5 protein-coding genes are annotated in these 3,292 nt (G+C 46.7%); all 5 read right to left on the reverse strand.

The window, feature by feature from the left end; all coding sequences use genetic code 11:
- On the reverse strand, positions 1–135 hold a 135-nt coding region (locus RMO84_RS09325; RefSeq protein WP_310488201.1), incomplete at its 3' end, for a GTP-binding protein.
- A gap of 118 nt (positions 136–253) precedes the next feature.
- Positions 254–724: a 30S ribosomal protein S7 gene (gene rpsG / locus RMO84_RS09330; RefSeq protein ID WP_310488198.1), complete on the reverse strand. Its 471-nt coding sequence runs from the start codon at positions 722–724 to the stop codon at positions 254–256.
- Positions 725–1,109: 385 nt separating this feature from the next.
- Positions 1,110–1,490: a 30S ribosomal protein S12 gene (rpsL, locus tag RMO84_RS09335; RefSeq protein ID WP_015161335.1), complete on the reverse strand. Its 381-nt coding sequence runs from the start codon at positions 1,488–1,490 to the stop codon at positions 1,110–1,112.
- 160 nt (positions 1,491–1,650) lie between these two features.
- Entirely contained in the window at positions 1,651–2,277 is a 627-nt protein-coding gene (locus RMO84_RS09340; RefSeq protein WP_310488199.1) for a Uma2 family endonuclease, read from the reverse strand.
- Between the two features lie 73 nt (positions 2,278–2,350).
- Positions 2,351–3,172 carry an endonuclease VIII gene (gene nei / locus RMO84_RS09345; RefSeq protein WP_310488200.1) on the reverse strand — a complete coding sequence of 274 codons (822 nt, stop codon included), beginning with the start codon at positions 3,170–3,172 and terminating at the stop codon, positions 2,351–2,353.
- Positions 3,173–3,292: the final 120 nt, after the last annotated feature.

Consider the following 3,292-nt stretch of genomic DNA (forward strand, 5'->3'; position numbering starts at 1 on the left):
TTCGTGAACTTCGCCGATCTTATGGACAACCCCAGAATAATATAAAATTCTCTCGGTCGTGGTTGTCTTACCCGCATCAATGTGGGCTGCAATCCCGATATTGCGTACTTTCTCAAACGGGACGGTACGTGGCACAATAACCTCCTTACTTGTCGGCTGCCGAGATAAATCTTGGTTAATCTTTACTAAGATTGTAGACGTTTTTGGGTACAGTCGGGTGACTGGATAACCCTCAACTTCCAACTCAGTATTTTTAGTAACGGTAGTGAGCGAAGGCTTTATTCGCCTCGGCCATCCGGTGAGTTTCCTCACGTTTACGGATTGCACTACCCGTTTCATTAGCTGCATCCATTAGCTCGTTAGCCAATTTGCCTGCCATTGACTTGCCCGCGCGCGATCGCGAGTAGTTGATCAGCCAGCGCATGGCTAGTGCCGTACCGCGTTCGGCTTTCACTTCCATCGGCACTTGATAGGTTGCCCCACCAACACGACGACCTTTGACTTCCACTAAGGGAGTAGCATTTTTCACTGCTTTTTCAAAGGTTTCGAGCGGATCGCTACCCGTGCGCTCTTCGATCGTTTTCATCGCTTCGTAAATAATCCGATAGGCGACTGATTTTTTACCGCTGTACATAATGCGGCGCACCATCATGTTCACCAGACGGCTGTTATAGACCGCATCTGGTGGCACTGGGCGTTTGACTACTTTGGTTCGACGTGACATAAAACGAAAAAGATTGAATTGGTGATTTGTTTGGGTACTGACGTTGTTACAACCTCTGGATCTGAGCGTCAATCGCTCGCCGTCGGTCACTTACTTAACTTGCTTTTTTGAGGATTGATAAATCTTCAGTGATGGCAGCTCAGAATCTAATGAGAATCGCTGACCATTTGCAACTAAACCGGAAACTACCAACATATCTCCACTTCAGCAATAATTTATTATCTGCTGTCGATGCCCGATCGACACCTGACACGAAGATAAACAGACACCCTCAGCATGGGAGTCTCTAATTAAGATCGCTGAAGTATGGTTTTTGTGTAAGCTTACAAATATAACTGAGGAACTATTAAGAATCTATCGAGCGATCGTCATCGCGCTAGGAAACTTACTTAGCTGCTTTGGGTCGCTTGGTGCCATATTTAGAACGACCTTGCTTGCGATCCTTCACCCCAGCAGTATCGAGCGTACCGCGAATGATGTGATATCGGACGCCTGGTAAATCTTTTACCCGACCGCCACGAATCATGACAACGGAGTGTTCCTGAAGGTTGTGACCGATACCAGGAATGTAAGCAGTGACTTCAAAACCAGAAGTTAACCGCACCCGCGCTACTTTACGTAGAGCCGAGTTCGGTTTCTTGGGTGTAGTTGTGTAGACGCGAGTACAAACACCGCGACGCTGAGGGCATTCCTTCAGTGCTGGTGACTTGGTTTTGACTTTGTAGTCTTCGCGGGCTTTACGAATGAGCTGTTGGATGGTTGGCATGTTTTACAAAATTTTGACAGTCGCCGAGTGGTTCCAACTGTTGACAAATTACCATTCTATGACGATCTGTTTACCCCTGTCAATCTAAAAACTAATCTGGCGATCGACACGAGAAGACTAGCCCGATTAAATTTGCCAAACTATTTAAATCATCACAATCTTACCTACCAGATCTCAACACTTGTTCGGCTGTCAGTTTCAAATCGGGAAAGGTTGAAGAGACGATCGTTTGACTACCCCGAAGCTGCTGAATCTCATACTCCCCATCCACTAGCGTACAGATGGACAGAGTAGGTTGTTTGGGCTTGCCAATATGTCGAGTACCGCCTAATCCCGCATAATCGGCAATCCAATATTCGGGAATACCTAAAACTGCATAGTCTTCCACCTTGCGGGAATAATCATTTTGCCAATTGCTACTCACCACTTCGGCTACAAATTTAATCGAACTCCCCAAGGTTAGGATCGATTGCTCAGACCAGTACATTTCTTGAGTAAGTTGATTTCGATCGATTACGGCTACATCAGGTCTAAATGCAGTCATCCCAATGTTTTCAGGTCGCAATAAGCCGCGCTGAAGGACGAACCAAGGTAAGCTTGATACATCGATCTGAACGCAAATCTTGGTCGTAATAAAAGCTGCAACCTCTTCATGCGAGCCTGTTGGTTCCAAATCGAATACCTCTCCATCGATTACTTCGTAGCGATTATCGCCACCATACAGATTGAGAAAGTTTTCAAAACTGAGGGGCTGCTGTTGGATCGATCGATCGATGGTAGTTGTCATAAGCTAACTTAGCCAAACTATATGAATTAATTTTACTCGATCGAAATTCTTGATGGATGTTCAGCATAATTTACTATTTAGCTTGACAGGTAGGACAAAAATAAACCCGTCGCCCGCCGAGGGTATCTTTGAGGATTTCGGTATGACAGAGGTGACAGAGGCAATCTTGGCGACCGAAGACCCAGTGGCGGTATTGACGGCGGGTTTGACCGCGTTGTTTGAGTTGCTTGACGATCGCCAAGCTATTGGTAATGCCCTTGGTGGCGTAGGATTGGCGCGGCAGTTCGAGGAGGGCGGCAGCTAGTTTCTGAAGCCTGTCGATCGAACAATCCACTGGTCTTAATGTGGGATGAATTCCCGCTACAAATAAAACTTCGCTGCGTAAATAGTTACCCAAGCCGCCTAAAAAATGCTGATTTAGCAGCAGCGCGGGGAATCCTTTGCGATGAAAGGTTTTGCTTTGGAGCCTGTCGAGCACCATTTCGACTGTCGTGGTAGCCTCTAAAACATCGGGGCCGAGTTTTTGCAAGAAAGGATGGGCGGCGATTTGGTCGTCGTCTAATACATCAATATCTGAGGCACTGTAGAGGAGTGCCGATCGCTTTTCGGTATGAATGGCTAACCTAAGCTGTCGATTGGTGACTGGATAATCGTAGGCGCGCCGACTGTACCAAACGCCGTAGAGCTGATTGTGACTGTAAATGCTGAGTTGGTTGCTGAAGCGGGTCAGTAGGGCTTTGCCCTTGGGGGTGACGGAGACAATCCGGGCGGCGGTGAGTTCGGCTTCAAAGGGTTTGAGACGATCGAAAGCAAAGGAGACTTCGGTGAGGGATCGATCGACAATATCTTTAGCAATCTTATCGGCGGCTAACTTAATTTCTGGGCCTTCAGGCATGGGGTTTTTATATGACTGGAAAAGATCGATGAATTACGTTGTTGTACTAATTGAATCCCTCTACATCCAGTGTTTAGGCAGTAGTTCACTCAGCATAACGTAGCTTGTATTGTCAACAAT

It is taken from the genome of Chamaesiphon sp. VAR_69_metabat_338, from assembly GCF_031423935.1.
Lineage (GTDB): Bacteria > Cyanobacteriota > Cyanobacteriia > Cyanobacteriales > Chamaesiphonaceae > Chamaesiphon.